The sequence below is a fragment of the Sphingobacterium sp. GQ94 genome, from assembly GCF_059758715.1.
In genome coordinates this window covers 347815-374551 of the sequence record NZ_JCAXEC010000001.1, presented here as the reverse complement: position 1 = coordinate 374551, position 26737 = coordinate 347815, and the positions used below count along the sequence as shown (strand labels likewise).

The following is a 26737-nucleotide window of genomic DNA, read 5'->3' as shown; positions in this document are numbered from 1 at the left end:
AATTATTTCCAGTTGGTTCTTAAAAAACGAAGCCAATTGCCATGAAAGATACCATCAATCTGTTGATTGGAATAGCCCCGGTTTTGAAGCAAGTATTCATATTTCTGTAAATCGGCAATGGAGTCCATATCCCAAGGAGATTGTTCGGTGCCAAAAATTCCGTCCAAATCACTTCCAATACCAATATGATTACTGTTGCCAGCAATCTGGCAGATATGATCCCAATGGTCGATCAACATGTCCAATTTGATGTCCAATTGCCAGGGATCAGATACGGTATCGATAAATCGGACGTCCATTGCCCAGCAATCCAACATGCCACCAATCACTGCTCCTCTTTCCACAAGCCGCTTAATCTGATGATCACTCAACTGACGCTGATTCGGAACGATTTTACGCACATTATGGTGACTTGCCCAAATAGGGCCCTCATAAAAATCCATGACTTCATCAAACCCCTCATCGGTTAAATGGGTAACATCCAGGATCATATCCAGTTTGCTCATCTCGCGCATCAGCTCATAAGCTTTGGGATCTAGTTTACCGGTTTTTCTAGTGCCAGGAGCATAACGTCCATGACCGAAATGCGATAAGCCCAATGCCCTTAAGCCATAGGCATATGCCTGGTACAGGTAATCCACATTCACCAAAGAATCCGCTCCCTCCAAGCTCAGAATATAACCAATCGGTAAACCCTCCTTATTTGGGCAGGCATTCCATTGGGCAAGGTGATTTTCTAAGTCTGTTAGGTTTTGAATCAATCGCATTTCCCCAACTTTCTCCATTTCTTGGTACCATACCCGTTGAGCCTGAGTCATCGCCCAAGCCTGCTGAGGGGAATTCCATCCTGGCAAGGCGCTACCCATGGGCGCAACCCGAGAAAGTTGAGTGGCCACCACCACGCCTATATTGGCCGCTCGAAGCTCTGGTAAGCACACCGTTCCATTTCCACGATCCGGTTTATCGGGCATAAACAATTCGCGCTGACGAATCTCATCAAGACTTTTACTTAAATCCCGATTCCATTCAATCGCATTCATGGCTAAATCCAGGTGAGCATCAAAGATAAGTCGTTTACTCATAATTCAGTCTGTTTTCATAATGTTGGATATTTTTCTCGATCAAGGCATTGATTTCCGTCGTAAAATCTGACATAATCTCTTCCCATTTCTCAAAATCCCCTTGTTGATAAGGATACAATCCTTCATTGGAACGCATCCCTGTTTTTCCTGCCTTTATTTTATCTAAAAACCAATTTGGTAATTCCGAACAGTTGGATAGTTCTGGATTAAGATCCTTCATCACCAAAGCATAGGCAGCCGTTCCCATCAAATCCATGTACAAATAATTTCCTGTAAATGGCATATAATAACCTGCATCGTTCCGGCAAGCCCTATCGATACTTTCTATGCTCGCATATCCATTATTCACCAGGTAAAAGGCTTCTCTGGTCATCGCGGCAAGCATATACGCTCGCGCACTAATGCCGTTTTTTACAACATACGGATCCTTTTCCAAAATATGCTCCCCGAACTCCTTTAAAAACTGAATTTGTTTTTCGGAATTCTCACTGGTGGATATAATCTCCATAAACAGGGACTTGTGTTTAGGGAAGTTCAAGTTCAAACCTAAAAGAGATACTTGGGTTTTTTTCTGCAAGTCCCCAAGATTCACCGAATCTAAATTGATGCTCATTAAACCATCCTTTTTTAAAAAGGGTTTTAGCCTGTTCACCAAATTTATTTTCTCTTGCTGATCATCGCTTGTAAAGACAAAGATTAAATCCGCTTGTTGTGCTGACAAGGAGCTGGTATCGGTATCGATCTTAAAAACAGAAAATGATTTCTCTTTCAAAAAATCAGACAAAGCCTGGGAAATCCGAGAATAACCGGCAACAATAATTTGTAGATTAGAAGTATTATTCATTCGTTTAGGCAAGGGTAAGTTACAACTTTTTGAGCACTTTATCTGCGGCAGTTAACGCCTTTTTCACATCTTGTTCACGCGTTGCAGCGCTGATATACCATAATCCTCTTCCAATCACACGGATACCCCTATCGTGTAACTCACTGATGAATTGATTTAGTTTTGCTTTATCATTCTGTAGCAAATCCCGGTATTCATATTGCATTTGCAGATCGGTAAAAGAAGTGTTGATCATTGGACCCGGACCTTGTACCACTAGATTCTGATGGTATTTCTTCGCTAATTCCTGCAGGCCGGTTTTTAACTGATTTCCCAATCTAAACAAACGTTCATAAACTCCCGAATCTGCCTGCAGCTCTTCAATGGTAGCCAGCGAAGCGGCAACCGTTGGGTTGCTGGCATTCATGGTTCCCGCATGGATAACCCTGCTGGAAGAGATCTCCTGCATCCATTCGCTTTTTCCGACAATTGCACTGATTGGATATCCTGAACCCATTGCTTTGGCGTAGATAGACATATCTGGCGCTATGTTAAAATAGCCTTGAGCTCCCGAAAGACTCATCCGGAAACCCGTAATCACCTCGTCAAATATTAAAGCAATGTGGTATTGACTACATAATTCCCGCATCTTTTCTAAATAGCCCTCCCTTGGTAGGATACAACCATTGTTGCACATGATCGGCTCGGTGATCACGGCCGCCAGATCATCCTTGTATTTCTCGATGGTCCGCTGCAGAAGCTCAGCATCATTCCATGGAATCACAATAAACTCCGATGAGCTTGAACCAGCCAGGCCCTGGCACCACGGTGAAACATTCGGATTTTCCCGGCTACCAAACCCCTCAGGAGGTACCGAGATACCATAAGCTACATTATCCAACCAACCGTGGTAATGTCCTTCAAATCTTAAGAAAAGATTCTTTTTAGTCTTCGATCGCGCAACGCGTAGTGCAGTTTGCACGGCTTCTGAACCATCCAAACAAAAGCGCATAAGCTCCGCTGTTGGAATGATCTGTTGAAGCTTTTCAGCCAATTCAATTTCCTTGAGATGCTGTCCGGCAAATAACTGCCCTTCTCTTGAATAAGCATCTACTGCATCCAATACCTTTTGGTTGGAGTGCCCCAAGATCAAAGGACCTTGACTTAAGGTAAAATCTATGTATTCATTTCCATCCACATCCCGGATTATACTTCCCTTGGCATAATCATAGAATAAAGCATGCGGATGATTGTATTTTCTAAATTCGGAAGAGACCCCCGAAGCTAAAACCTTACTTGCCCGATGCAATAATTCCTTAGACTTGGTATATCTATTGTTTTCCATTTGTTTCTGCTAAGTTTAATTCCTTCAATCTCGTTCTATAGCGATCGGCCAACCGATAAATTTCCTCATTAAAGACCGAGAAATTATGCTCCATTTGTTTGGCAGATTGCTGGGTGTGTGGGTATAGACCCGTTAAATTGTGAATCCCCCGTCCTTGCTGTTGCAAAATCTTTTGCATTTGGCTAGGCACCTCAGGACTTCTCGTTAATTTTGGAAAGATTTGTTGGTAGGATTGCAGGTAATGATTTAAACCTACATAATCCATCCGTTTAAAAATACCCATTATAGTTATCCAGGAGCCAATATCATACTGAAAACATTTATCCAGTCCCGCCATATCCACTGACCCTTGATTGATCAATTCAAACCCTTGCCGATAAACTGCATACATCAATCGGTTGGTGATAAATCCGCGAATATCTTTGTACAACAAGGTTGGTTCCTTCTCCCAATGTATGGTTTCTTGTTGAACCATTTCAGCCAGGGAAACATCGGTTTTCTCTCCACAGGTGATTTCCAGAAAACGGGTTGCATACGCTGGTTCTGCCCAATGAATACCCATAAATCGCTCCGGATACTGTACATACTGTTGAAGGATGTTGATGGGAATGGCCGAGGTATTGCTTGAAATAACACAACTTGGCGAGACTACAGCTTCGATTTTCTGATAGACTGTTTTTTTAATCTCCTCCAATTCAATAATGCATTCAATAACCAATTGACAGGCACTCAAATCCTGATAGTCTTTAGAGATCAAGAGGTTTTTGAGATAGGCTTGCGGCTGCTCTTTGAACAGCTTCATGTCATCGGCTAATTTGAATTGTTCATCTATCCGCTGAGTTCCTGCTTCCAATTCCTCAACCAAAGGGGTCAGGGCGATGACCTGGCAGCCTGATTTCAACAGGGCCACAACAATGCTACTACCCATTAATCCAAGACCAACAACTCCAATGATGTGTAGCTTTTCCGACATGGATTCTATTTTAGTTTTGCAATACAGTCAATCTCCACCTTTATCCCTTCAGCCAAAACAGATTGGACAGTTGTCCTTGCCGGTCTTATATGGTCGAAGTAACCACCGTATACCTGATTGAAAGCATCAAAATCAGCGATATCTGCTAGATGGACTGTGCATTTGACGATATCATCCATACCCGAATTAGCCTGTTCGAGAATGGATTTGATGTTGTCCATCGTTCGGATTGTTTCTTCCTGAATGGTCCCTAAAATAAATTTTGAGGATTTGAAATCTACGGCTGCTTGCCCACTAACAAAAACAAAATCCCCAACTTGTACAGCATCCGAATACGCGCCTGTAACAAAATTAGGGTCTCGATCTGGATGTACTACTTTTCTCTTTTCCATAATTTCAGATATTAATTCTTCAAAACTAATGGAAGCATAGACCAATAACCAATGTATTTATTTAGAAAGCTAATACTATTTTTCACCCAATATATTTAGCGCAATAACCGGCCATCCTTCTCTAGATAACAAGAAAAAATGTATCTAAAGATGGCCCTTAAATATGGAACAGCTATTCAGATTAATTTTATTGAAGGAGTTTCCTGATAGTTTAGGGACATTCCAATCAAAATGGGAGGGTTTTCAGCACGGAAAAGAGAGAATCTTGGCTTGGTAAACTCAGCGTTATGCACACCTAGGCCTTTATGTTTTCAGGCATAGCCCGATCTTCCAAAGGTTTAGTTTTAAGTCCTGACTAAAGCTAAACCTAAGGCAATTGTTATTGTGTTTTCACAACAGAATCTTTACCCTGATAGATGAAAAGCAGGCAAATTTCTTTAGTCCGATTCGCGCTGTTGCAAATTAAAAACGGTCCCCGCTGGATCCATTATCCAGTGCATATTTTCAGGCAATTCTTCCAGCTCATCGCAGGTTTGGGTCCCCTGGGATTGTAAGTACTTTGTTGCCTGTTCCACATCAGGAACGGTAAGCTGTAACCAGGTTTCACTATGCGTATAATTATCCACGCAATCAAGCCATATCACATTATTTCCGAAGAGAACCTGGTGCGTGCGGGATACCGTAGGATTGGTAATCGGTTTTTCTAAGACATCAAGTTTTAGTGTATCGCGGTAGAAAGCAACTGTTTGCTCGTATTTGCCTTTAGGGATTTTAATGGCAATGTTAATTCCAGCTTCGAATTTAGGGTTCATCGTGTTCTATTTTTAGGTAATTTTTTTAGTAAACATCCTTTAAATAAGTGGCTAGAGCGCATTGCCGATTCGTTTAAAGATTGATTACCGTTGTTTGCATGACAAATGTAAGGGCTATCTTTTTAAAAAAGCTTCGCATAAGATAAGAAATTAATCCTTGTCTTAATTTTTTTAAACGTGACTTATTTTTAAAACAGTCTGTTCCTCCATGAAAAAAATAGAGAAGAAATCACGACAAAAAGCGCATAGAAAGGCGGATAGAAGAAAAACAGGAGTTCTAATCAGAGGAATCAAAAACTGACCATAACACGAGTACGCCAGCTCTCAAAGGGTTACCGAGAACCACCAAATTGACCCACTTGCAAATAATCGTTAATTTAACACGAAAAATTAAGCTTTAGGAATGAAAATTGTGGCACTTGAGCGAATTAATTTCAGCCAATTTTAAAAAAGAATATTATGAGAATTCTAAAGAAAATCCTACTGGTAGTGGCCATTTTGATAGCCATTCCATTAATCGTGGCCTTGTTTGTCAAAAAAGAATACGCCGTGGAGCGGCAGGTAACTATTAACCGTCCCAAAGCCGAAGTCTTCGAATACATCAAGCACCTTAAAAACCAGGATTATTACAGCAAATGGGCGAGTATGGACCCCAGCATGAAAAAATCCTATACAGGTGTAGACGGTACGCCTGGGTTTATCTCTCGCTGGGAGAGCAAATCCGATAGTGTAGGTATAGGCGAACAAGAAATCAAAAAGATCACCCCAGGTGAACGGATCGATTTTGAACTGCGCTTCGAAGAACCTTTTGAATCCACCGAGCAGGCCTATATGACAACCGAATCCACAGAAAACAACCAGACTACGGTGAAATGGGGATTCAAAGGAAAAATGGATTATCCGTATAACCTGATGTCCTTGTTCATGAAAATGGAGCAAATGATCGGTAATGATCTGCAAACAGGATTAGACAAGTTGAAAGTGCATCTGGAAAGCCAGGCACCGGTGCCTGATGGAAGCATTGCTTTTTTAAATTCATATTATCATCAAACCACACAAAACCTCACCGATGCAGTCAAAGGGCTCTCCCAAGCGCAACTAACCTTTGTGCCGGCAGAAGGAAAATGGTCTGTAGGACAGTGTCTGGAACATATCATAGCAACTGAAAAAATGCTTTTTGAGATGGCTAAAACCGAAATCGCGAAACCGGCTCAGCCAGCCCGCAGATCCGAGGTTAAAACAACTGATGAAGCGCTGATTGCTATGATTACAGATCGTTCTGAAAAGTTCAATGCACCCAAAGAATTGCAACCCGCAGGCAAATACGAGAATGCCGATCAGGCGCTGATTGATTTCAACGCGACTAGACAGCCCGTAATGGACTACATTGATAGTGCAGATCTTAATAATTTGCGCAACCACATCATCGAGCATCCTACAGGCATTTCCGATGGGTACCAAAATTTACTCTTTATAGCGGCCCATAGCGCCCGCCATACCAAACAGATAGAGGAGGTGAAATCACATCCTGATTTTCCTAAACAATAAGGATAAATCAAGAAAAAAAAGTTAACGGACTTTGAACCGGGTAAGGTTTGACAAAAGTGATTTCTTTCGTTGGACCTTACCCGGTTCTTTTTAAGGAGATATGGACGTTTTCTCAACCCGCAAAATCAATCCAAAGAAAATATAAAAAAAATTAAACCATTTAAATTTGGAATTGTTCATTTGCTAAAAGGTCAATTAAGATCGAAAGGAGATGAGATATGAAAAGTGAGAATGAACCTAATTTTCCCATTGATGGAAAAAATGATACGCGATCCACCTCTAAAAAAAGAAAGGAAATTCCTGACCTGCTAGAGGAGAAAACAAAATCAGAGTTAATAGCACAGGCTCGAGATATTGGCATTACTGGAAGGCACCAGATGCGCAAAGGTCAGTTAATCCATGCCATCAGGAATAATCCATTTAAAAATATGTAAAAAATGGTAGAATCCTTTTCCCTGATATTCGAATAAAGAGGAAAAAAAGCCTAAAGATGTTGAGCGTTATACTAATGGCTTTTAAAGAATTACAAAGGGAAAAGGATTTACCCCATTTCATTCAGCGGGGCATAGCGTTCATAAGGCGGTCTCTCTCAAAAACCATCTTCTTTTTAAAAACACATTCTTTTGCCCCCTTGTTGTAAAACAAACACCCCTTAAGTTTTTCCGATTAGATTTTAATAGCACATCGTTCTCGCTGCGTTATTGCTTTTTTCTGAACGATTTTAGCGCAAATTTGTTCAGTGTATGCAACATACCATATTCATGCGAATCCTTAAACAAAATCATTATGAACAGCAACAACTCAGAAAACCCGGAAACTAAATATCCTAAACCACCCTTTATAAGACAGCCGCAATCTCCCCCGGGAGTCACCAAATTAATGGACCCGCTACCCGATCATGGCGAGAGCAGTTACCAAGGACATGGCCTTTTGAAAGATAAAACGATCCTGATCACCGGTGGAGATTCAGGAATAGGAAAGGCTACGGCAATCGCTATGGCTCGCGAAGGGGCAAATATCGTGATTGCCTACAAAGATGAGGTCGAAGACCAGGATGCCCAGGATACAGAAGAATGGGTAAAAAAAGCAGAAAGTGAAGCGCTTTTATTCAGAGCAGATTTGAGAGACGAATTAAATTGCGAAAAGCTGATTGAGCAAACCATTAAAAAATTTGGTAAAATTGATGTCCTGGTGAACAATGCAGCCTATCAAATGAGCTATAAAGATATTCAGGATATCACCGGTGAAGAATGGAACAAAACCTTTGAAGTGAATTTAACTGCGATGTTTTATCTCGTAAAACATGCAAAACAATATATACCAGCTGGTGGCAGCATTATTAATACAACCTCTGTAAATGCTTATGAGCCGAACCCAACGCTTTTGCCTTATGCGGCCAGCAAAGCCGCCATTCAGAATTTTACGGCTAATTTAGCGCAACAGTTCTTGCAGCAAGGCACCGGAATCCGGGTTAACGCCGTTGCTCCGGGACCAGTCTGGACACCGTTAATTCCCAGTACGATTCCGAACCATGAAAAATTTGGCAATAATACCCCGCTAGGTAGACCAGCACAACCTGCAGAAATGGCTCCCATCTATGTATTCCTAGCCTCAGATGCCGCATCCTATATTTCAGGAGCAACCATTCCCGCAACCGGCGGAAGAATTACGATTTAAGCTTTTCATCCGGCATTAAGAGCGATTCCAGCAGATCCAAACAGGAATTAAAGGCTTGGATAAATACTTCGGAGGCATTCTTAAAGGAATAATGGTGTTTTTCAGACCTCAATTTCCCAAGGACGGAAACGGATAAAAAGACATCTCCTGGTTTGGCTTTATCTCGGTTCTGGGAATCTGCAAAAGCCTTTCCGGTAATGGCAATATGTATATCAGCAGGAATTACATGAGCCAGACCGGCCAACATGGCCTGGGTGACCTCGGTGGATTCTGCTGAAAACCGAGCGATGAGTGAGGGGGAAACCTTTAACAGATCTAGTTTTACCCTTTCGTGATAACAGACTATACCGCCTTGTAAATAGTCGCCAGATTCGGTCTGCAGACTCCAGATACTGGTAAAAAAACCAGCAGGCATACTTTCCGCTAGCGATAGCGTATATCCTTTTCATGAGATAATCTCGCCCAATCTATTTAGTTTTTTTTCATTTATTTTTATCATTCTTTAATGCACTTAATTCGCTTAGTAAACACTTAAAAAAACAAACCGCTCCCCTGCTGCACTTAAAATTTAGCCAGTGCTTTTTTGATATCAACCCGACTTTCCCAGATATCTTCCCAAGGATCTTTTGTCTTACTGAGCCGCTTGAAGACAGTAAAAATCGTAAAGTCCTGAATGGATAGATCTTCATTCACTTCCCTCCAGCTTATGGGCATACTGACGCTTGCCATAGGTTTGGGCCTGGCAGAAAAAGGGGCTGCAATGGTTTGACCCTGCTTATTTTGCAAATAATCCAAATAAATTAATCCTTTTCGTTTTTTAGGATCCCTGATGAGACTGGTGGTTTGGGGATGCTCCTGATGGATGATTTCTGCAATCAATTGCACAAAATTTCGCGCAATTTCATAATCGTATTTAGCACCTAAATTCATCAATATATGGAGTCCCGTAGATCCGGAAGTTTTAATAAAACTCTTTACTTCGGCCTTTTCCAGCACAGCATTTGCTGTTTGAGCCACCGCAATTACATCTTCCCATTTTGCGCCATTGGGGTCTAGATCCAAGACGACAAATTCTGGTTTCTCAGGATTTTTGTAACTGGACAGCCAAGGATTAATTTCAATAGAACCCAGATTCACGATGTACAAAAGCGTTGGCAAATCGTTGCAAACTAAATAATCGATTGTTTTATCTGTACTCTTGGAATACACCTGGGTCGTCTTTAACCAGCTTGGAATTTTCTCAGGATCAACATCTTTCTGAAAAAAGCTTTCCTGCTCAATGCCATTGGGAAACCTATTCATGGAGATGGGCTTATCTTTTAGGTATGGGAGAATGTATTCTGCTATTTTCTCATAATATTCCAGAAGATCTCCTTTTGTGATCTTTTCCTGGGGCCAGTACAATTTATCCAGATTGGTGAGGTTTAATATCTTCCTTCCAAATTCTAATTCTTTATCTTTTTCCATAACAATGCCTTCTACATCTTCTATTTGAGTTTGCTCAAGGGGTTTATCCGTTCTTAATCCCTTGAAAACCGGATGTCTTAAGTGTTTATCGCTAGTCCATTCTGAATAATAAACATCACAGACCAATTCAGGTTTTATCCAGGTAACTTGCCGTTCTTTGGCTACGACTACCTGGCCCTGGAAAGGCTTATCTTTTTGAATCAAGGGGACGAATAATTCATGTAATTGTTTTAATAATTTTTCATTAAAGCCCGTACCACAATTCCCGATATAGGTTAATCTCCCTCCATCAAACACCCCCAGGACCAAGGCTCCAAAATAAGAACGGCCGCCTTGTGGTTTAGTAAAACCACAAATAATGGCTTCTTGCGTATTTCTTAGCTTTATCTTTAACCAGTTTCCATTTCTTTTCCCCTGCTGATAGGTGCTATCCTTGAGCTTTGCAAGAATACCTTCCCACTGATTCTTTGCCGCATATTCCAGAATTTCATTTTTCTTTTTCTGCAGACCGGCCACATAATGGAGGTGCGAACTTTTGTATTTTTTGAGCAATAAATCCAATACTTGTTTTCGCTCTAAAAGGGAGTAAGATTGCAAGTCATTTTCCTGAAGTCCAAGAATATCAAAAACATAATATCTTAACCTTAGGTTCCCAGGGATCGGCTCTCCAGATTGAAGCAATTGAAAATAAACCTTGTCATTTTCATCTTCAATCACAATTTCTCCATCCAGAATACACTCCTTTTTAATGTTCTGAAGATCTTTAAGGATGGATGGGAATTTACTATTTAGTTTATTTCCGTTCCTTGAAATCAAATCAATTTGATTTTTAGCTATTCTTGCAATAGCCCGGAATCCATCAAATTTTTTTTCATAAAGCCATTCCTCCTGCTCGGGAACGAGATGACCCAATTTGGCTAGCATAGGACTTGCCTGTTCCTGCCAGATATCTTTAGCTGTATTTTCAACGACCCTGGGAACTACTTTTTTTTTTGATTCGCTCGCTTTAAACTCTTTTCCTTGTTTGATGATCTGTGGATCAACTAATTTTTCTGAATCAAAGGGTTTATCTGTAGAGAAATCATCTTTGTGCTTGATCAGTAGCCAATTTTCGTCGCTATCTGTTTTCATTCGCACCAACGCAAAATCTCCTTTAAGGATTTCCCCTTCTAAACGGAATTTAAGAGAACCCTGCTTCCATGCCTTCAAGAATTCTTTATCCGTTTTTACCTCAAGAGGATGATACTGGCCGTGATCAAAAATAGTGACCGTACCTGCTCCATAATTCCCTGCAGGGATCCTGCCTTGAAAAGAACCATAACTTAGTGGATGGTCTTCGACCTGAACGGCCAACCTTTTATCTTTTGGGTTCAACGAGGGTCCTTTAGGTACCGCCCAACTCTTTAACGCACCGTCCATTTCTAATCTGAAATCATAATGCAATCGGCTTGCATGATGACGCTGGACGACAAAACGATGACCTGAGGATTTTGCAGTACTGTTTTGAGCTTTTGGTTCTGCTGTTTGTGTAAAGTCTCTTTTTTTATTGTATTTCCCTAGATTCGGCATATGCTGTTTTTTTTAAAAACAAACCGAGTCACCGAATAGTTTGGCTAAAAGATAATTAAACAGTTGTAAAGAAGGGCTTTACAACTGTTTAATTATCTAAAACGGAAATGGCTGTTGCATAAAAATTATTTTCGAACATCTCGATCAGAGTGTCCAAGTTTGCTTTGTTTGCTCAAGGAAAGATGTCTTTTTGTTCTTCCTCAGTCCATCAATCATGGCCATGAGTCTTAACGATTTTGTTATAAACGCCAAAAAGTAAAAACGGTGCGGCCCATTGTCCCAGAAACAAAGCAGCATGTTTATGTCCCATGCACTTTAGGACAGCAGAGCCTAGCATAGCGCTCAATGCGGCACATAAATATACCTTTGAAGGAAGTTGAGCGGTCTTGTTTTCAATGGCTTCAGTCGTTTTTCCCTCTTTAAAATTTGGATTTTCTGTTGAATGTTCCATAGCGGTTCTGTTTTGTAAAAAATTCTGTTTATGGAGATGCATCTCCTTGTTTTATTACTGAAACAACAACTCCTTGAAAAGTTCATATTTTTTGATTTTTATACATAACGCTTCTGTAAGAGAAAAAGCAACGTTTATTTCTGCTATGTGGAAGATACCTATTTTCGTATTTTCCAATAGTCGACCTATTAAGTATAGATCTACTCAAAAACACGCTTTATAAGATTCGTAGGGCACATTTTGGATAAAAATCGGGGGGATGAGTAAAAATACCCGTTTGCCATTTATCTGGTTGAACATCACAAACTTATTACAATTGGGCACGTTATTATACTAGACAATCACAAACTCTAAACTATTAGTCATGAAAACGGCCGTAGACACTACCATTATCGAAAATACACCAATTTTAAAGAATTTAGCCTCAAAATTTACTTCCGACCCTCTCGAGAAAGACGACCTGGTACAAGAAACCTTTGTTCGATCTCTCAAATCGCTAGAAAAGTTTATTAATAACCCTAGTCTTGTGGCTTGGTTGTACGTTATCATGAAAAATATCTACCTGAATAAATACCGAAGAAGGGGTGTGTTGAGAGTAGCAGAACAGGAAATAACCAGACAAGAAACCATGCGTAGTAAAACAAATAACTATGCTGAATCAAAATTTGTTATGGAAGACATACAGCGTACTATGAAGACACTTTCAGAGGAAAATTACACCATTATAAGCATGTATATGGAGGGCTATAAATACCACGAAATAGCCTCTTATCTGAATTTAAAAGAAGGAACAGTAAAGACCCGCATTCATACCATCCGAAAAATGTTACGAAAAAAACTCAGGGTGTATAGTGTATAACTAAGTATGTGGTCATATTCAGGAAAATCCGGATCTTACCCTTTAGGGATAAAAATTTAAAGCTGAACGGAGGTAACTTTTAGATTTCTTTTGGTCGCCTCCTGCTTTACACGTTCCAGAAATTTACTTCTGAAGCGCGCAATATACTGGACATTATTGATGCCGATTTGAAGGGAAATCAGATAACGCTCGGGGTCAATATCCCGCGTTAAAATGATAACAGGAATGGTGGGGTCGACTTCTTCAAATGATTTCGCGGTCTCCAGCAACCAATCCTTCCAGGCGCCGATATCCCCAGATGAATCCACATACATTTGCATATTAAAACGTATATCCGAATCACCGATGGTCCAATTGACTAGTCTCCCCGAGAGTAAGTCACCATTAGGAATAATCACCTGTGCTCCTGCATCTGTTAAAAGCGTGCTGGAACGTATGCCAATTTGCGAAACCTGTCCTTTTTTATCCGCAAGTTCGAGATAGTCCCCCAACTTGAAAGGTTTTTCGAAAATCAAGATAATTCCTGACACAAAATTATTCACTATATTTTGTAGCCCTAAACCTATCCCCACACTCAAAGCGCCAATGATTACTGTTAATTTATCCATTCCCAGACCCAACAAACTAAAACAGAACAACAGACCTGCGATCACAACTAAAAGGCGGAACAAAGGTAGTAGGGCGACGGTGGAACTTTGCTTTTGGAAACCTTGATGACTAAAGAGATCTCTTAAAGTCTTTTGTATGCGGTTCGCTAACCAGAGAACAAAGAGCGCTCCCAGCACATCCCCGTAACCAAATTTCAAACCAGCCAATGAAACCTGGGTATGTAAGAATCTTTGTATAGCGCTCCATACCTCGGTGCTTAAATGCAAATTCGCAAACAATACAACCATCACCAAAAGTGTGCTACACACCAAGATCAAAAGGTCAGCCCCCTTCAAAAGTTTCGCGCTATCCAAGCTAGAGAGCGTTGAGCCTGGTTTAAAAATAGCCAGTTGCGCATTGATATCTTTTAGAATCATCTCTCGAAAGGCACGTAAAGAAATCACTTGTAAAACCCCTAACCCAGCACTCAGGCTAGCCATCCTTGAAATATTAAGGTATCCACACACATTAAAAAGTATACCCAAAAAATGAACCCCGATCAATAGGTAACTGATCCATTTAGGGAGATAACCGGCCGGATTATCGGCCTGGCTTCTCTTAGCCAGTTTCCAAAGCAAGACCATACCAAACAAGTCGGCCGAAATACACAATACTCTAATCCACCACTCCGGAGATAAAAACAAATTGCTAAGGACCAGAAATAAATAATAAACCAGCACAATGTGCATCACTTTGCGCTGAAAAGACCGTTGCTGGTTATACAACAAGAAATAGACAAAAAGAATCAGCAGCAAATAAATAAGCTCAAGCGCCCAAACCGGTATAACAAAATAAGAAAGGGGGAACAAAACCAGAAAAAGAATACAGGTCTTTATCCCAGCTATGTATACGGGTTGATGTTGGTGGAATTTTTTAGCTGTCCGTTTCTCTCGCCTGAGTGGCCGGCCCAGCCGTATCGTCCAATACAGGTACAATAAACTGACCAAAACTAAAAAGAACTGTCCTTTCCATGCTGAGATATCCAATAATGGAAATTTTACGCCATCCTTAATCATGTTCTTTTGCATGAGCGTTTTCATTTGTGAAAACCAGGATATTTGCTTCAGGGACACCGAGTCTCTGGTATTGATTTCTTCTTTGGTTTTCTGAGCTAATGAAATTTGATACCCCACTTCCCTAAGCAAACTCGTGAGTTGTTCTTCAATCAGATTGATTGTGTCTTGAATCTGCGCTGATTGCGCAGAGGAATCACCGAGTTCTAGGCGCAAAGCGCTGCTATCCTGTCCCTGTTTACTTTCTTCGAGAATAGGTATTTGGGAAACGGTTCTTAAGGAAGCCTGAAAGACCAACAAATGTTCTTGCATATTCTGCAAAAAAAAGAGCGCACTATCCACCATCTCAAGGCTCATCAATTCCCGTTGCCATGCCTGATGTCGTTTAAAACTATCCAGCTGTTCTCTTTTTTGTTTTAAAAAAGTTTGTGCGGGTTGATTTCGGATAGTGGTACCCCGGGTCTCGCGCGTATTCTGCGAGCTCAATGGCTGGCTTGCTGCGAAGATCGAATAAGGTACTAAAAAAAGGAAAATCAGTTTCGCGCTGAATGAACCTATATATGTTTTAGCAGAGGAAAGGGTCATGGTTTTTTTCATAAGAACTGCATATATGGGCGACAACGTGATTCAAATCTATGTCGCCTTTTTTTCGTACTCAATTCTTGTTTTACGGCGGGGTGATGGTCGCTGAACTATGCAAAGATTGTTAAGGTGAACTCTTCTTTTGGGTCTATTTGCTCTTGCTCATCTCTCACAAACTCGGTTAGATAACGCACCCAGAGCGGATACTTCGGATGAAAGAGAACGAGTGTACAGATGCCCAAGTTTGTTTATGCTTTTTGAATTTCTCGCGGAGGTTTGGGTTTGGTTGAGAATCCTACAGCCAAACTTATTATCCCTAGAATGATAAAGAAGGTCATTGCCGTTTGCGAGAGTCCGAATATCCACGCTGCGCTCATCAGAAACAAAGCCAACAGAATATCGACTCTCAAGTGAAACCATAGCGGTAATAGCCGGAATACTCCACCCTCGTAATGCGTGAAAAAAGAAAGTAAAGCAATTGCTATCCCAGTAAGTATACTCACCATTTTTGCTTTTGGGTCATCTTGAAAATCAAATATCCAAGGCCCGCCTACTAAGGCTGCACTAATTGCATAGTCTAACAATGCATGTGCACTTGTGCTAATCGTCTTATCCATCGCGTTAATTTTTATGTGTGGGGACACTGGGCAAACTCCCTAGTCTCTTTCTCTTGTTTGGCATTAATAAGCCCTTATTCTTCCGTATCGAATTCCCATCTATGAAGATTTTCTGTGCTCGGACCTGTTAAAAGTTTTCCGGTTTGATCATATCTCGCGCCATGACAGGGGCAGTCCCAGCTTTGCTCGGCCGCATTCCATTTGACAATACAGCCAGCATGCCTGCAGACCGGGTCTACGGCAAAAAGTTCTCCTGAACTATCTTTTACCAATCCAACGCGCTCACCCTGATAATCCACTACCCGACCCTCTCCCCGAGAAAGCGAGGCAAGTTCATTTAGTTCTTGGAGCGCTAGCCGGTCCAGTATGAAATGTTTACCTACATCAATATTTTCCTTAAAGGTCGCCCATAAACTGGAAATAGGTCCAATTCGCGAAGGAGAATATAGGTCTGCATAAGTGGAACTTCCTTTAAGAACCAAATCGCAGAGTATCTTGGCTGAAAGTGTACCGAAAATCATCCCATTTCCACTAAAACCTGTGGCCATAAAAATTTTTGAAGAATGGGATAGTGGTCCGATAAAAGGAAGAGCATCAGGACTTTCGTAGTATTGAGAAGACCATTCCAGCATTTTCTTTCCTGCAGGAAAAAGATCCAGTACATAAGCTTCCAATTCTAAAAAGTTATAGGGCTCGTTCTGATGATGTCCTGTCTTGTGATCCTGTCCTCCAACCAGGATGCATTTCTTACCCTGATATTCGGTTGTACGCCAATAGTGGAAAGGATCATCCATATCATAGACTAAACTATGTCCCATAGCGGGATTATATCCCAGATCCCAAAGTTGAACATAACTACGGTATGGGATCAGTTTGAGGTGGACGAGTTGTTTACCCGGTGGGGTATGGGTCGCATAAATCACATATCTGGCCTGGATGTTTTGCGTAGAAGAGGTGTGTACCTGGATGTGTTCCTCACGCTCGCTGGTCCCAAGCACTCGTACATTTAGGCTAAGCTCACCCCCCAAATCCAGATAGGCCGAGAGAAGTCCCGATATATATTTTAGTGGATGAAATCGAGCTTGCTTGTTAAACTCGATTGCATAACTACTAAATACAGGCAAAGGAACCTCTGACTTGCCCATACAGGGTATACCATATTCTTCTAAGGTTTCTTGAATTTCGAGAAGTTCTTGTGCCTGTTTATCATCCTTAGCATACATATACCCGATGCATGAATGGTAATCGCAGTCGATCGCGTATTCTTCTATATGGGAATGAATACTGTCCATAGCCTGTTGAACGGATTGAACAACCCTTCTTGTCTTTTTCTTTCCGTGGAATTTTTCTATTTCGTTGTATGGCGTATCCAAAACCGTATTAAGATGAGCTGAGGTTCCTCCGGTAGTTCCAAAACCTATTCCTGAGCTATCTAAAAGCAGGCAATTCATCCCTTGTTTCTGTAGGGCGAGGGCTGTGCTTATCCCTGTAATACCCGCGCCCACTATCAGTACATCGTACGTATCTTGTGTCATCTTGGAGATTAGCTTTGTTGCCAGATCAATGTTTTGCCAGGCACTCTCATTTCTTCCATCTCTTTCCATATGCTTTTAACTATCGAATGTGTGAACTTTCGCCTGAAATCAGCGCGACCATTACCTTCCCCTGCGCTCAGCCCAAGTTCAGCTAATGGTCGCGATTGTTACAATTTTGCCCCCGGAATTAAGCGGGCTCGCAATTAGCCTCTTTCATCGCAATTTTAGTCAAAAGAACATCAGTGTCTTTTTCCTCAGCCAAAGTCATGGCCAGCGTATCCTTGGCCTGATCATGTCCCATCAATTCGGCGTAGGTTACCAAACAGCCATAACTGGCAATTTCATAATGTTCTACCTTCTGGGCAGCAGCAATAAGAGCCGCATCGAGTATCTCTGGACTATCTTGAAATTCTTCAACGATTTCCTCTGCCTCAGCCAGAAGCCCTTCCATAGCCTTGCATTTTTTAGCTCTCGGAGTAAGACCTATATCCTCGAAGACTGATTTGAGCCGATCGATGTGACCTTGGGTCTGTTCAAGATGGCTTTGAAAAGCATTCTGAAGGGATTCTCCCTGGGCGGCCTCTTTTAATTTTTTGAGTCCTTTGAGCAATTGGCGCTCTCCACCCAGTATGTCTTTAAGTTCATCCACGAAAAGTTCGTGTAAATGTTCGTTGGGCATTCCGCCGTTTCCTTTTTTGTGTGCCATAATACGTGTTTTTTTGCTGTTATTAGTTTGAATTTTCTACCTATAGAACAGACCAAAAAGAAAACCGTTCATTTTTTATGAAAAGAGTTTATCTCTGCCTTGAAAGAACCGATAGTAAGGCTACTACCCATGTTACCGTTTAGGAAATACAAGAATAAGGGTAAATCGGTGTATCATTTCTGATCCTATCTCTCTGATCTGCTCGAGGCTTTACTTTCCTGTTTCTGTATGCGGACTATCCACGGGCTTGGATTCTGGGGAACCCTTTTGACGGAGAAAGATGCTCAAGATAACGATCGATGCTACCGATAGGAATTCACTCTGCCAATTCTGGAAGGTCTCAAACCAAAATGTGGATTCACCAATATATTCTGCCAATGTTATCAGCGGTTCTCCTTGTAATATATTTTCCTCCATTTTTCCACGATAGCTACCATACAGGTGCATACCCCAGGATGCTAGGAATAGCAAAATAAAGGCGATCGAGAGTGAGTTTTTATATAGTGATAGCCGCCATCCTCCCTTTTTCACCACCAGGGGAGCACCTGGACTATACACAGGTTCGCGGTCCACCTCTTCTTTGCCATCGAGCTTTTTAGATTCAGCTGAACCAATTTGCCTGAGCGAAATGGTCAAGATTACATACAATGACATCTGTAAGAATTCACTTTGGAAATTCTCAAAGGTAGCGGAGATAAAGTGCCCGCTACCCAGGTATTCCTTTAAGTTAAGAGTAAGTCCACGCTGTTGATATTCGGTAAGCTCTTGCTTCCATCCGAAATAGATTTGAGCTAGCAGCGTAAGAATAAATAAAGAAATAAAGACTAGCGAGAGTCCGTTGCGATACCAAAAGTTCTTTTTCATGATGCTTTGTTTATAATAAATTCCGTTTAAAAGAATTTCAGATAATCTGTTTCAAAGGCTTAATTTTCACCTCCACGATAGATACGCTCCGAGGTCGCCCCAGGATATAGGCCACTAGGTTTGCAATGTCATCGGCCTCAAGCATTTCCTGTTTCTGCTGAAGTTCTCGTTTTTCTTTGGAGTCCCCAGGCTGCATATCAGTGCTGACTGCTTCAGGTTCAATCAAGGCAACGCGAATATTGTGCGGATTGACTTCTTTTCGAAAGGCCTCACTAAATCCCTGAATCCCGGCTTTACTGGCAACATATCCGGAGCTTTGGGCTTCCCTTGTGCCCGCGCTCATTGAACCAATATTGAAGATATCTCCCTGGATTCCGGCTTTTATCATCTGCCCGGCAAAGAAAGCTGCGAGTTGCATATACGAGAGCAAATTGGTGTTAATCAGATAGTCGAGCTCTTCTCTATCCGCCCCAATTACTGTTTTGAATCCTATTCCAGCATTATTTATGAGTACATCAAATGGTCCGTAATCCCGCCATGTTTGTTCCAGCAATGCAGCGGTGCGATGTTTTTCACTCAAATCATGAATTATAGGTGTGATGCGATGAGACAAGCCCAAATCTTCGGCGCTCTTTAAGACCTCTTCCATTTTAGCTTGGTCTCTGCCCAAAATGCATACTTCATACCCATTTTGGGCAAGCAGCAAGGTAATCGCTCTTCCAATGCCTGCTGTTCCACCACTCAGAAAAACCTTATTATAGCGTTCATTTTCCAACATCATTCTGTCTCATTAAATTTATCATGATTCCCCTACTCATTGAATGAACACCTGGAAAGAAATATGGTTGAAAAAATATAACAGATAGCGCTCAAGAAGAAAAAAATCCAACCAAGAGAAGCCATCAGGTGTTCATCAAGAAAAACCAGAAAGATGAAATCAAGTAAAGTCGAGCAAAAAGAAAAGGAAAGAAAATCCAGTTCAAACCCAGCGGATTCCAATGAGAACACTGAATACACAGGATGCCAAGTGAACTCGCCTGCCTTCGATCAGGAGACAACCATTCCCAAGGGCGAGCACAGTAATATTCCTAAGGGCATGGGACCCGATGATCAGGAGCGCAAAAAAAAATGAAAGGGGTTCGGGATCCTTAACTACCGGCCAGTCTAACCTGCTGAATATTTTATAGGGTTCGCATTTAGGTATCTGAGATTCAGAAAGGATAACGGCGGGAACGCTGATTTACCTACTTCTTTAAACTGGCGAATACTTAATTTAAAAAAAAATCAACTTTTTAGCCATCGAGCGTGTTCGCAGTTACAAGAGATCATTAGATAAAAGATATTATTATGGAAAGCGTTGAAAAAAAAATAGATTTGGTCAATAATGCCATCGAAGTTAACAATGACAGAATAGCGGGATATGAGAAGGCAGCTGAAATCATTCAGGATACCGAAATGCCAGAATTGATGACCCTTTTTTTGCAATATAAAGCACAATCAGAACAGTTCATTTCGGAATTACGACCATTTGTAACCACCTACGGAGAAACTCCGGAAGAGGGAACTATGTTAAGCGGAAAATTTTTCAGATTGTGGATGGATATTAAATCACTCGTATCCCCATATACCTATAAAGCAGTCTTGCAAAGTTGTGAGAAAGGTGAGGACGAGTTTCGCAATGCTTATAAATCCCTCATTGAAGAATCCTTTGATCGTTATCCGGACATTGCAAAGATTTTACAATCCCAATCTGCTCTGCAAGATGGTGCCCATTTGCACATAAAGGAACTTAGAGACGCCGAATAAGGCAGATCTTTGTTACTCATTGATAAAAAGAATATTAATGTAATTTTTCACTCTATATTTTACACCATAAGTTCGCGCGAGTCCCTGGCTATCCCCTAGTTAGGGATTCGCCTTTATAGACTACTGAGTTCAGATTCTTTCCAAAGCTCAACAATTAGAAAAACCCCAATCCGCGCTAGGCAGTCCGGGGTTTCATGGAAACTTAGACACTAATTTCTGATGGGATCTTGATTTATCTCCTTCGCCGGTATTTCACCAGCGACACAATAGCGATCGCTAAGGCAATAAATAAGATTCCGAATAAAATGGATAAAAACATACACGTATAGTTTAAGCCCTCAAGCATTAATTTTTTCGTTCTAGTAGTTGAAACCTTAAAGGGCCCTAATAGTTCACTTTATTTTACACGCGGTGTAAATCTTTTGCTACCTCGGAAAAAATGTAGAGACTACCTAGCAGTTCACCTGTTCTGCTCAGGGGGAGAAATTATTTGCCAGGGCGGGGGAAAAACAAGATAACTTCCGTTCCGATATCTACCTTGCTTGATATGTGAATATAGCCCTTAAGCCTTTCCATTATTCTACGTACAATGTATAAGCCAAGCCCTTGTCCGGAAAATCCAGCCGTATTGGAGGCCCTTATTGAATAGGCCAAAATGTTGCTCAAGTCTTCCGGTGGAATACCAATACCGTTGTCCCGGATGAAATACGTTGTTCCTTTCGCTGATTGTTCACTGGTCACCCTAATTTCAGCGGCGGCATTCGATGCTGTATATTTTATTGCATTTCCAAGCACATTGAGAAAAACGATGGAAATCCCTCCTACATCTCCGTACACTGGATAAAGTGTACCCAAATGAAGAACAGCATTGGAAATCTCTTGGAGCCTTGCGGCCTGATTGAACCATGTTTGAATTTCCTTTTCTAAATGAATAGGAATTTTAGATTGAGTATAGTCTTTAGCATGACCAAGCTGAACAGTTTTCTCGATGATATTGTCCAAATTAACCATAGCATTGTTGATTATTTTTAGCCACCGCAGCTGCAGGTCTTCCTCCATATTCCGATTGACCAGGAGTGCCTTTACTCCTAATTTAGCGATAGATAACGGGTTTTTTGCATCATGAGACAGAATGGTTGATAGAAGCTGCAAATCTTTATTAAAAGATAACTGTTGGTGTTTTTGGCGAACAATATGAAAGTCACCCACCCTGCTTGTTACATCCACCGCAGTGTGCAATATTGCATAAGTCTTTTGATGCTCATCCAATAATGCGCGGTATTCAAAATCAAAATAACGTACATGTTTCTGCTCTCCATCCTGAATCTCTGCAGGAGTGTCGGTTGCAGAATAAGAAATTCCGGTTTTCCATACATCTTCAAGAATCTGGGCGAAACCATCTTCCTTAAAAACGGGAAATGTTTCGCTAAATTTAGTCCCTATAATACTATCTGTAGTACACCAAATCTCCAACATCTGCTGGTTCGCATAGGCTATATATAGCTCTTCACCCTCATAAATAGCTGTAGCCTGTGGGGACTGGTCCAAAATTCCAATAATCCATCTTAATCTCGATCCGTCCGACATGAAATGGTAGGTTAAACTATTTTGCTAAAGAATTAAACTTTTTAAGGCATTTGATCGCTATTTACGCACACAAATCATGCCATATTTCTTTTTGGTTTAACACACAAACTCTTTGAGGAAAAGGAACTTAACCACTTTCTCAAAAGGTCAATTTCGTATTATAAAAATCCTTATGAAACATAAGGATATTCGCGCCTAGATGATTTTTTCATTTAAATTATCCCGAAATTCTATGAGTGTGTCCGAAGGATACCGGTAATAATTTACTATGTTGATTACATCCAGCATTTTTTTGTTTAAGAAACTCATAAATTTCAGACCAACTTTGCTGTAATCTACGATTGCAAAAAATCTTATCAAGGTACAAACCAAAAATTTATAAATTGAATTTTTATTGTGGCCCTAATAGGGCCAATAGAATACTGTAATATTTAAGGTTTTTCGCTTTAAACACCGCTTTTAAGGTTTGAACAGCTTTGGATTTAGCGAAATATACTGTACTGGGGGTTGTATTTAACAGATCACAAATCTCCGTGGTATTTAAACCTTCTATATAAGATAATTTAAAAACCTTCGCCTGGGTTTCGGGCATTTTTTCGAGTTCTTTTGAAATGGCATTCAATAGCTCATTGTAAATTATCTGAGCCTCTAAATCTTGATCTGGGTGGACCAGAAAATCTAAGCTTTTTGAATCGTGATGCACCTTGTTAATCGTGAGGTCTAAAAAATCGTAACATGCATTTCGTGTAACTAAATAAAGGAAAGCGCGAACGTTATCTTCAGTTTTTACCTTATCTTTACCTTTCCATAATTTATAAAAACTATCCGAAACTATCTCCTCAGCCGCCCCCTTGTCCTTAACAATAGAAAAGGCAAAAAAGCGTAACGAACTCCCATATTTCACCATATAGGAATTCAATCCAGCTTCATTTCCATTCTGTAAATCAAGCAACGCTACTGAAGACGGCTTCATATTTTGACTTAGGTTTAGTCTTGAAATTAACAAATAACATGATAACTAAAAAATTTATAATGTCTTTTGTTTAAAATAACACCTTTTAAATGAGCATATTCCGCATGTTAAACCTTATAAAAATCAATCAAATCAGTACAGTTTAATACTTTCTCAAACAAATCCTGAGGTACGTAAAAATATTGATTTGATGCTTCAAAGCCGATTCTCGAATCGGATCCTTGGATTTCAGCCAGCCTTAAAGCAATAACCACTTCGGATTGTAAAATTTTTCGTAAATCCGCTTTTATTTCAGAAGAGCGGGACCCGGATACATCACGCCTATTGATGATAAAATTACATTGGTTAATTATGCTTCGGTAATGTAGTAAAATTGACTCTGCAATATTTAATTCGAATTGTACCTGTTTAATCAATTCACTGCCATTTTTCCCTGCTATTGACTCCCTCAATAGTTCCACTCCTTGAGCAAATCCATTACAGACTTTTTGTAACTGATCGATAAATACAGATTCTGGATATATACTGCGCCAACTCGATAAATCATCGTATGGCAAGCCAACCATGGTCGACCTATAATTCGTCTGGCTGGACCATAATAAATTGGAAGGACCTGCTTGTAGCGGTGCATTATAAACAACCCCAACATGATAAGGAAATTCTCGGAATGCTGTACTGAATAGCTTCCAGGCCCGGGCAACAATTTGACCATATTCTGCATATCTGTTGTTTGCCACCTCTACTATGGCCTGCTCAAAGGGCATGTCTTTATTTTTACCCAACATATCCACCAACTCCAGATTTGGAGAAGGATATCCTCCTAGACTCCATCCAAGCATCAAACCAGTAACACCGGCATTTCTTAAATTTGACACATGTTCTCCAACGTTATAAAGAGCCGGGATGTAAGGAACAGCGCCAATTTCCCAACTGTTGTTAGCCTGAATTTTTGCCACACATGGAATGTTGTTCTTTTTTGCGATTTCCCAGTGCTTGGTCGCTCGTGGTCCAGGGCCAATGCTACTGATCGAATACTCTCCTACCTGGCTCTTTACCCCTCCTCTTTCAATAGGCAAATTCCATTCACTAACACTCATAAAACTGACCGATTCTTTCTTTAAACCTGGTAAAACGATATCAGCTACCCCATCCTGCCAGCCCCAGTCCCACACGATTAAACGAGGTTTCTCATGACTACCTATAGTATCACTCGCGGTTTCCTTCTGCTTTTCAAAACCTGCATTTATGGCTTCAAGATAAAGATTATTCAATGCGGAAATAACCTCGCCTGGACCTTTAGGCCCGCACTCGGGGCATTGATCTCCTTTGTTATGGGACCAGCAATGCGTCGGGTTTTCTGAGGCAGTAATGGAAAAGAAGCCACCTAAGCCAGGGACTTTTTCACTGATTAGGGCTAACGATCTCTTCAGATATTCTTGAACATCAACTTTACTTGTACACAATGAATTTCCGCTCCCCTTCAAATGTGGATGTTTGGCAAAGAATTCCTCAGTTTGGTTTCTAGGTTCATTCAGATACAAAAATATCTTTATTCCTTTGCTATTGGCGCGCTCTACCAATTTAGCTAGATTCTGAAGCCTTTTTTGCCAATTTTTACTTTGTTTTTCATCCCATGGAAAAGGAGATATTTTGCTCAACACAATGTGCATCCATATACTATCAACTCCTTTTGTCTGTATTTTTTTTAGATAGGCATCTGGATAGGAATCGTCGCTTTGGGAAAGTAGCGGGTCGCCAAACAAGGCAAAATAAGGATAGGCAAGTCTTGGCGAAAACATTGACCTATGCTCTCCGCTATACTCCTTTTCTTCTACTTGCTGCGATAACTCTTTTACAAAATTGAAAAATGGTTCTTTTTGTAAAGGTAATCCCTGTGGAAAAATAGAACGCAACCGTTGTTTGAATTGCTCCAACTTTCCTTTATCCAATTTCGCAATCGTTTCTTTATAATCAATCGGATCACATTGGGGCTTCAAACTACCAAGTTTGATATAGAAGAAATCATCTTCTACTAATGTAAACTCCAGCTGCTCCGGAGTCCAGTCCATTAAAACCAACAATTGAGATTTCGGGAGCAGATGCCAATTTCGACGAATTACAGTGAGATAACTTCTTTCCCATTGGGATTCGGGCACCGCTCTTTCTTCAGGTAATGCCATCTGCTGGGCTAATGCTCTTATTTCTCTTGAAGAAGCCTTGACTGTTTTTGCAATCCGCTCTGTCGGAACCAAATTCCAATTTCGCCATACCAAAGCATGCAAATTACTTGGAAAATGACTTGGAATTAAGGCCAAAGGACCTTCCGCATCTAGCTTATAATCAGGTGTATCGTAAGGAAACATTCCTAAAGTTAAAAATGCGCCAACGGCAAGCCCGCTATTGGCTATAAATTTACGTCTATTAATGGGAGAAATTAGGTTCATATTGGTTAAATTATTAGTTATGTAATCGTTCTCAAGGAATAGATCGAAACAGAACGGACTGCGTAATTGTTCGGCTCGGTTAGAAATCTATTGTCTAAAGACGATGAAATGCTTTCATCATTTTTGACTTAAAGTTATGTTATAAAAGGATTGACAGCTCTCTCCCCAAATATAGTGTTGTTCTCTAACTGATAAACTTGAAATATGTGCGTTTATAATTTCGCAAACCTCTGGATAGCTAGCTCCGAGCAAACAAACAGGCCAATCACTGCCAAACATCAAGCGTTCCGGGCCAAATACCTCTAAACAAGTGTCAATTACATATTTAAAGTCATCTAATCTCCATAGATTCCAATCAGCTTGTGTAACTAAACCAGCTAGCTTACAATACACATGATCCATTGACTTGAATGCCTGAATTTTCTTTTTCCAATCGCTAATATTAGTGCTTTTTATATCAGGTTTAGCGAGATGGTCAATCACCAATTTCTGATTAGAGAAAGTGTGACAGAATTGGATAGCTACATCCAAATGTTTGGGATAAATTAAAACATCGTAGGTCATACCATATTTCGATAAACAGGAGATCCCATGGCAAAATTCAGTATTCATCAAAAAATTCAAATCAGGTTCCGACTGTACAATATGTCGAAAACCTTTCATCAATGAGTGCGTAGAATAATAGGCCAGTCTGTCTTCGATATCTTCGGCTTTAAAATCCACCCATCCCACAACAGCATCAAAATTTTCGTATTGATTCGCCAGACCCAATAGAAACTCGTTCTCTTGTTCGGACTGATCTGCCTGCACCAAGACACCGGAGGTTATCTCAGATAATACCAGTTGAGGTATTAAATCCTGTGGTTTAAAATCCTGCTTTAAAACATGCATCTCATCGGTAATCCAGGCATTTCTAATGGGATGATATTCCCAGAAATGAATGTGACTGTCTATTTTCATGTGA

The 26737-nt window shown here is 40.6% G+C and carries 24 protein-coding genes and 1 pseudogene; 6 read left to right on the top strand and 19 right to left on the bottom strand.

The window, feature by feature from the left end:
• Positions 1-2: 2 nt before the first annotated feature.
• The 6 genes from AC6CHH_RS01545 to AC6CHH_RS01520 all read right to left on the bottom strand — a co-directional run bounded on the left by AC6CHH_RS01545 (position 3) and on the right by AC6CHH_RS01520 (position 5427).
• A complete protein-coding gene (locus tag AC6CHH_RS01545) occupies positions 3-1082 on the bottom strand; it encodes a dipeptidase (protein ID WP_498279009.1) in 1080 nt (359 codons plus the stop codon).
• Complete coding sequence (locus AC6CHH_RS01540; protein WP_498279007.1) at positions 1075-1926, bottom strand: 3-hydroxyacyl-CoA dehydrogenase family protein; 852 nt, start codon at positions 1924-1926, stop codon at positions 1075-1077. The genes AC6CHH_RS01545 and AC6CHH_RS01540 overlap by 8 nt, the downstream gene beginning before the upstream one ends.
• 19 nt (positions 1927-1945) lie before the next feature.
• Positions 1946-3250 carry an aspartate aminotransferase family protein gene (locus AC6CHH_RS01535; RefSeq protein ID WP_498279005.1) on the bottom strand — a complete coding sequence of 435 codons (1305 nt, stop codon included), beginning with the start codon at positions 3248-3250 and terminating at the stop codon, positions 1946-1948.
• Positions 3237-4223, bottom strand: a complete 987-nt coding sequence (locus AC6CHH_RS01530) for a 3-hydroxyacyl-CoA dehydrogenase family protein (protein WP_498279003.1) — start codon at positions 4221-4223, stop codon at positions 3237-3239. The genes AC6CHH_RS01535 and AC6CHH_RS01530 overlap by 14 nt, the downstream gene beginning before the upstream one ends.
• A gap of 5 nt (positions 4224-4228) precedes the next feature.
• On the bottom strand, positions 4229-4615 hold the full coding sequence (locus AC6CHH_RS01525; RefSeq protein ID WP_498279001.1) for a RidA family protein: 387 nt from the start codon (positions 4613-4615) through the stop codon (positions 4229-4231).
• 437 nt (positions 4616-5052) lie between these two features.
• Positions 5053-5427 (bottom strand): VOC family protein, encoded by a 375-nt coding sequence (locus AC6CHH_RS01520; RefSeq protein WP_498278999.1) that lies wholly within the window; start codon positions 5425-5427, stop codon positions 5053-5055.
• A 459-nt stretch (positions 5428-5886) separates the two neighbouring features.
• Between AC6CHH_RS01520 and AC6CHH_RS01515 the strand changes: the two genes are divergently transcribed.
• The 3 genes from AC6CHH_RS01515 to AC6CHH_RS01505 all read left to right on the top strand — a co-directional run bounded on the left by AC6CHH_RS01515 (position 5887) and on the right by AC6CHH_RS01505 (position 8652).
• Entirely contained in the window at positions 5887-6975 is a 1089-nt protein-coding gene (locus AC6CHH_RS01515; RefSeq protein WP_498278997.1) for a DinB family protein, read from the top strand.
• A 218-nt stretch (positions 6976-7193) separates the two neighbouring features.
• Complete coding sequence (locus AC6CHH_RS01510) at positions 7194-7409, top strand: Rho termination factor N-terminal domain-containing protein (RefSeq protein ID WP_498278995.1); 216 nt, start codon at positions 7194-7196, stop codon at positions 7407-7409.
• 352 nt (positions 7410-7761) lie between these two features.
• Positions 7762-8652 (top strand): SDR family oxidoreductase, encoded by an 891-nt coding sequence (locus AC6CHH_RS01505; protein WP_498278993.1) that lies wholly within the window; start codon positions 7762-7764, stop codon positions 8650-8652.
• On the opposite strand, the pseudogene AC6CHH_RS01500 reads toward AC6CHH_RS01505, so the two are convergent.
• From AC6CHH_RS01500 to AC6CHH_RS01490, 3 genes and pseudogenes are all read right to left on the bottom strand, one after another.
• A pseudogene (locus AC6CHH_RS01500) lies at positions 8642-9085 on the bottom strand (CinA family protein); the annotation flags it as partial. The gene AC6CHH_RS01505 and the pseudogene AC6CHH_RS01500 sit on opposite strands and share 11 nt — an antisense overlap.
• 128 nt (positions 9086-9213) lie before the next feature.
• Positions 9214-11688 (bottom strand): DNA ligase D, encoded by a 2475-nt coding sequence (gene ligD, locus AC6CHH_RS01495; RefSeq protein WP_498278991.1) that lies wholly within the window; start codon positions 11686-11688, stop codon positions 9214-9216.
• A gap of 208 nt (positions 11689-11896) precedes the next feature.
• Positions 11897-12139, bottom strand: a complete 243-nt coding sequence (locus AC6CHH_RS01490; protein WP_498278989.1) for a hypothetical protein — start codon at positions 12137-12139, stop codon at positions 11897-11899.
• Positions 12140-12503: 364 nt separating this feature from the next.
• Between AC6CHH_RS01490 and AC6CHH_RS01485 the strand changes: the two genes are divergently transcribed.
• The gene (locus AC6CHH_RS01485) at positions 12504-12998 is read left to right on the top strand and encodes an RNA polymerase sigma factor (protein WP_498278987.1); all 495 of its coding nucleotides are present in this window, start codon (positions 12504-12506) and stop codon (positions 12996-12998) included.
• A 56-nt stretch (positions 12999-13054) separates the two neighbouring features.
• Here AC6CHH_RS01485 and AC6CHH_RS01480 read toward each other — a convergent pair whose 3' ends face one another.
• From AC6CHH_RS01480 to AC6CHH_RS01455, 6 genes are all read right to left on the bottom strand, one after another.
• Positions 13055-15256: a mechanosensitive ion channel family protein gene (locus AC6CHH_RS01480; protein ID WP_498278985.1), complete on the bottom strand. Its 2202-nt coding sequence runs from the start codon at positions 15254-15256 to the stop codon at positions 13055-13057.
• 233 nt (positions 15257-15489) lie between these two features.
• Entirely contained in the window at positions 15490-15858 is a 369-nt protein-coding gene (locus tag AC6CHH_RS01475; RefSeq protein ID WP_498278983.1) for an SPW repeat domain-containing protein, read from the bottom strand.
• A gap of 74 nt (positions 15859-15932) precedes the next feature.
• On the bottom strand, positions 15933-17462 hold the full coding sequence (locus AC6CHH_RS01470; RefSeq protein ID WP_498278981.1) for an FAD-dependent oxidoreductase: 1530 nt from the start codon (positions 17460-17462) through the stop codon (positions 15933-15935).
• Between the two features lie 118 nt (positions 17463-17580).
• Positions 17581-18099, bottom strand: a complete 519-nt coding sequence (locus AC6CHH_RS01465) for a YciE/YciF ferroxidase family protein (protein WP_498278979.1) — start codon at positions 18097-18099, stop codon at positions 17581-17583.
• Positions 18100-18309: 210 nt separating this feature from the next.
• A complete protein-coding gene (locus AC6CHH_RS01460; RefSeq protein WP_498278977.1) occupies positions 18310-18963 on the bottom strand; it encodes a DUF6766 family protein in 654 nt (217 codons plus the stop codon).
• A 37-nt stretch (positions 18964-19000) separates the two neighbouring features.
• On the bottom strand, positions 19001-19741 hold the full coding sequence (locus AC6CHH_RS01455; RefSeq protein ID WP_498279113.1) for an SDR family oxidoreductase: 741 nt from the start codon (positions 19739-19741) through the stop codon (positions 19001-19003).
• 153 nt (positions 19742-19894) lie between these two features.
• On the opposite strand from AC6CHH_RS01455, the gene AC6CHH_RS01450 reads away from it, so the two are divergent.
• On the top strand, positions 19895-20095 hold the full coding sequence (locus AC6CHH_RS01450; protein ID WP_498278975.1) for a hypothetical protein: 201 nt from the start codon (positions 19895-19897) through the stop codon (positions 20093-20095).
• 215 nt (positions 20096-20310) lie between these two features.
• The gene (locus AC6CHH_RS01445) at positions 20311-20769 is read left to right on the top strand and encodes a ferritin-like domain-containing protein (protein WP_498278973.1); all 459 of its coding nucleotides are present in this window, start codon (positions 20311-20313) and stop codon (positions 20767-20769) included.
• A 486-nt stretch (positions 20770-21255) separates the two neighbouring features.
• Here AC6CHH_RS01445 and AC6CHH_RS01440 read toward each other — a convergent pair whose 3' ends face one another.
• From AC6CHH_RS01440 to AC6CHH_RS01425, 4 genes are all read right to left on the bottom strand, one after another.
• The gene (locus AC6CHH_RS01440) at positions 21256-22356 is read right to left on the bottom strand and encodes a sensor histidine kinase (protein ID WP_498278971.1); all 1101 of its coding nucleotides are present in this window, start codon (positions 22354-22356) and stop codon (positions 21256-21258) included.
• Positions 22357-22747: 391 nt separating this feature from the next.
• Positions 22748-23329 (bottom strand): RNA polymerase sigma factor, encoded by a 582-nt coding sequence (locus tag AC6CHH_RS01435; protein WP_498278969.1) that lies wholly within the window; start codon positions 23327-23329, stop codon positions 22748-22750.
• A gap of 107 nt (positions 23330-23436) precedes the next feature.
• Entirely contained in the window at positions 23437-25773 is a 2337-nt protein-coding gene (locus tag AC6CHH_RS01430) for a hypothetical protein (RefSeq protein ID WP_498278967.1), read from the bottom strand.
• Positions 25774-25890: 117 nt separating this feature from the next.
• Entirely contained in the window at positions 25891-26733 is an 843-nt protein-coding gene (locus AC6CHH_RS01425; protein WP_498278965.1) for an amidohydrolase family protein, read from the bottom strand.
• Between the last annotated feature and the right edge of the window lie 4 nt (positions 26734-26737).

Excerpts from the sequence above, each read along its gene's own strand:
- AC6CHH_RS01525 (WP_498279001.1), bottom strand. The coding sequence starts at position 4,615 with ATGGAAAAGAGAAAAGTAGTACATCCAGATCGAGACCCTAATTTTGTT.
- AC6CHH_RS01520 (WP_498278999.1), bottom strand. The coding sequence starts at position 5,427 with ATGAACCCTAAATTCGAAGCTGGAATTAACATTGCCATTAAAATCCCT.
- AC6CHH_RS01490 (WP_498278989.1), bottom strand. The coding sequence starts at position 12,139 with ATGGAACATTCAACAGAAAATCCAAATTTTAAAGAGGGAAAAACGACT.
- AC6CHH_RS01485 (WP_498278987.1), top strand. The coding sequence starts at position 12,504 with ATGAAAACGGCCGTAGACACTACCATTATCGAAAATACACCAATTTTA.
- AC6CHH_RS01460 (WP_498278977.1), bottom strand. The coding sequence starts at position 18,963 with ATGAAAAAGAACTTTTGGTATCGCAACGGACTCTCGCTAGTCTTTATT.
- AC6CHH_RS01440 (WP_498278971.1), bottom strand. The coding sequence starts at position 22,356 with ATGTCGGACGGATCGAGATTAAGATGGATTATTGGAATTTTGGACCAG.
- AC6CHH_RS01480 (WP_498278985.1), bottom strand. The coding sequence starts at position 15,256 with ATGAAAAAAACCATGACCCTTTCCTCTGCTAAAACATATATAGGTTCA.
- AC6CHH_RS01430 (WP_498278967.1), bottom strand. The coding sequence starts at position 25,773 with ATGAACCTAATTTCTCCCATTAATAGACGTAAATTTATAGCCAATAGC.
- AC6CHH_RS01445 (WP_498278973.1), top strand. The coding sequence starts at position 20,311 with ATGGAAAGCGTTGAAAAAAAAATAGATTTGGTCAATAATGCCATCGAA.
- AC6CHH_RS01465 (WP_498278979.1), bottom strand. The coding sequence starts at position 18,099 with ATGGCACACAAAAAAGGAAACGGCGGAATGCCCAACGAACATTTACAC.
- AC6CHH_RS01510 (WP_498278995.1), top strand. The coding sequence starts at position 7,194 with ATGAAAAGTGAGAATGAACCTAATTTTCCCATTGATGGAAAAAATGAT.
- AC6CHH_RS01435 (WP_498278969.1), bottom strand. The coding sequence starts at position 23,329 with ATGAAGCCGTCTTCAGTAGCGTTGCTTGATTTACAGAATGGAAATGAA.
- AC6CHH_RS01455 (WP_498279113.1), bottom strand. The coding sequence starts at position 19,741 with ATGTTGGAAAATGAACGCTATAATAAGGTTTTTCTGAGTGGTGGAACA.
- AC6CHH_RS01505 (WP_498278993.1), top strand. The coding sequence starts at position 7,762 with ATGAACAGCAACAACTCAGAAAACCCGGAAACTAAATATCCTAAACCA.
- AC6CHH_RS01515 (WP_498278997.1), top strand. The coding sequence starts at position 5,887 with ATGAGAATTCTAAAGAAAATCCTACTGGTAGTGGCCATTTTGATAGCC.
- ligD (WP_498278991.1), bottom strand. The coding sequence starts at position 11,688 with ATGCCGAATCTAGGGAAATACAATAAAAAAAGAGACTTTACACAAACA.
- AC6CHH_RS01475 (WP_498278983.1), bottom strand. The coding sequence starts at position 15,858 with ATGGATAAGACGATTAGCACAAGTGCACATGCATTGTTAGACTATGCA.
- AC6CHH_RS01425 (WP_498278965.1), bottom strand. The coding sequence starts at position 26,733 with ATGAAAATAGACAGTCACATTCATTTCTGGGAATATCATCCCATTAGA.
- AC6CHH_RS01540 (WP_498279007.1), bottom strand. The coding sequence starts at position 1,926 with ATGAATAATACTTCTAATCTACAAATTATTGTTGCCGGTTATTCTCGG.
- AC6CHH_RS01450 (WP_498278975.1), top strand. The coding sequence starts at position 19,895 with ATGAAATCAAGTAAAGTCGAGCAAAAAGAAAAGGAAAGAAAATCCAGT.
- AC6CHH_RS01470 (WP_498278981.1), bottom strand. The coding sequence starts at position 17,462 with ATGGAAAGAGATGGAAGAAATGAGAGTGCCTGGCAAAACATTGATCTG.
- AC6CHH_RS01545 (WP_498279009.1), bottom strand. The coding sequence starts at position 1,082 with ATGAGTAAACGACTTATCTTTGATGCTCACCTGGATTTAGCCATGAAT.
- AC6CHH_RS01535 (WP_498279005.1), bottom strand. The coding sequence starts at position 3,250 with ATGGAAAACAATAGATATACCAAGTCTAAGGAATTATTGCATCGGGCA.
- AC6CHH_RS01530 (WP_498279003.1), bottom strand. The coding sequence starts at position 4,223 with ATGTCGGAAAAGCTACACATCATTGGAGTTGTTGGTCTTGGATTAATG.